Source organism: Nonomuraea aridisoli, assembly GCF_003236395.1.
GTDB lineage: Bacteria > Actinomycetota > Actinomycetes > Streptosporangiales > Streptosporangiaceae > Nonomuraea > Nonomuraea aridisoli.
In genome coordinates this window covers 1-2,187 of record NZ_POUD01000522.1, presented here as the reverse complement: position 1 = coordinate 2,187, position 2,187 = coordinate 1, and the positions used below count along the sequence as shown (strand labels likewise).

Genomic DNA, 2,187 nt, shown 5'->3' with positions numbered 1-2,187 from the left:
GGCGGGATGTACCTGTCGCTCGGCGCCGGGCGCTCGGGGGAGGCGCTCTGCGTGGTGGGCCGATTGACGAAGACCGCCGCCACCACGATCAGCGTCAGCACCACCAGCGCCGCCAGCCCGCCGAACACCCACGGCAGCGGGCTGCGCTGCCTGGGCGGCGGCCCGCCCCACTGCGGCTGGGCCGGCGCCGGGTGGCCGTAGGCGGACTGGCCGTGGGTCGGCCGGCCGTACTGGAGGGTGGGGTTGGCGGGCGTCGCGGACCAGCCGGGCTCGGGCTGCGGCTGTGGTGTGGGCTGCGGTGTGGGCTGCTGCTGTGGTCCGGAGGTCGGCTGCGCCTGGGGTGCCCCCTCCTCGTGGGCGTGGGTGGCATCCGTCCACTGTTTGCCGTCCCACCAGCGGAGGTGGGGCTCTCCGTAGGGGTCCGGATACCATCCCGCGGGGGTCTGCGTGGTCATATTCGCCAGATTAATAACAACCGCTTTGATATGCATTGGCGCTTCAGCACTTGTACCTGAAGCTTGCCCTACCGGTGCGTACCGGGCCGGGCGTGACGATCCGCAGCGTGGCCGTGGCCCTGACGTCGCTCTCGCCGCGCAGCGTCCACCGTAACGGCAGGGTGTAGGAGGTGCGGTCGGAACGGGTGCGTAACGACCCCCTGACGACGTCCTCGTCCAGGTTCTTGCGCCACTCGTAGACGATCTCGCCGGGGGCGCCGTTGGTGACGACCGTGCCGGTGATGACGACGGCGCTGTCGCAGCCCTGCGTCCTCTTCGGCGCCACCACGTCCACCGAGGTGACCGCCAGCTCCGGCACGTCGCCGGTCCGGAGCCAGGCCAGGATCGCCCCCGCCATGATGACCGCGAACGCGGCCGTGGCCAGGATCGTCCGCCGCCGCCGGGCCCGGGAACGCCTGGCCGCCCGTCGGTGCAGGGTGGCCTCTTGGCCGCCGGACCGCCAGATCCGCTGCGCCGCCGTCTCCCCGACCTGCTCCCGCATCCCGACCCCGGGCCCGAACCGCGCCGGCCCCGTCGCCCCTTCGGGAACGCGGAGCAGGGTGACGATGTCCCCCTCGTCGACCCCGTACGGTCCTTCGGGAATGTGAGACCGGGTGACGACGTCCCCTTCGTCGCCCATCCCATGCGCGGGCGCCTGCGCGAACGCGGACCGGTCGCGGGCCGCCTGTGCCAGCCCGTCCCTGCTGATCCGGCCGCCGGGCAGCACGCCGCGCCCCTCGACGAGCACGTCGCGGGCGGCGGCCAGGCCATGGGCGCCGGCGGTGGCCGCCGCCCGTTCGAACAGCTCGGCCACCGGCGACGCCCCGAAGGGCGCGGCCAGCACGCGGGCCAGCGCCGCCCACCCCGCCGCGTCATGCCCTGGCGCGGAGGCCCGGCCACGCACGGCGTCGGCGAGCCCCCGTTCCGACAGCAGGGCGGCGCCCTCGGCGCTGATCACGATGGTGCGCGGGCGCACCGAGCCGTGCGTGACCCCCGCCGCGTGCAGCGCGAGCAGCGTCTGAGCCGTCTCCACCAGCACGCACGCCGCCCCGCTCGCCTCCACACGCCGGGAGGTGAGGAGGTCGGCCAGGGTGGGGGCGACCGCCTGGGCGGTGAGCAGCCACACCTGGTCGCCCGCCGCGACCATGTCGGCCACCGGGACCAGGCCGGTCAGACCGCCGAGGACGAGCCGCCGGTCGGTCATGACGGCTCCCACCACGCGGTCGCGCACCCCGGGGAGCCCGATGACCGCCTGGTCGAACAGCAGCGCGCCCGCCCGGCGTCCGTCCGGTGCGATGGCGTCGATCCAGTGTCCGAGCTCGGTCGGCCAGGTGTGCTGGGTGAGCCGGAATCCGGCGATGCCGGGTTCGGTGTTGTCCATCGCCGTCGCCCCCGGCGCGCCTAACGCGTCCTTCTGTGGCGACCGGCCATGCGTCGCCTCACCGCAAGTGTGGCCGGAATCGCGCCGGACGTCACGATGCCGAGCGCCACGAGTGCGGCCGTGGTGTTCGGGGCGGGGACGGAGGTCAGGATCGGATCTTCCCCGGACCTGTCGTCGCCGGGCCCGCCGTCGGGGTCTCCGTCTCTCGGGTTTTCGTCCGTGGGCTCCGTGTCCGGGGACTCGCCGTCGTCGGGTGTCCCGGTGGGGGAGGGCTCCTCGCCGTCGTCGGTCGGGAGGGGCGAGGAGGTGGTC

The 2,187-nt window shown here is 74.3% G+C and carries 2 protein-coding genes and 1 pseudogene; all 3 read right to left on the bottom strand.

What is annotated here, in order from left to right:
- The coding region (locus C1J01_RS47745) for a DUF2510 domain-containing protein (RefSeq protein WP_146616034.1) at positions 1 to 455 on the bottom strand (455 nt) is incomplete at its 3' end.
- Positions 456 to 498: 43 nt separating this feature from the next.
- Positions 499 to 1,875, bottom strand: coding sequence for a protein kinase family protein (locus tag C1J01_RS47740; RefSeq protein ID WP_111185738.1), 1,377 nt, complete (start codon positions 1,873 to 1,875; stop codon positions 499 to 501).
- 20 nt (positions 1,876 to 1,895) lie between these two features.
- Positions 1,896 to 2,187 (bottom strand): annotated as a pseudogene (locus tag C1J01_RS51725) (serine/threonine-protein kinase); the annotation flags it as partial.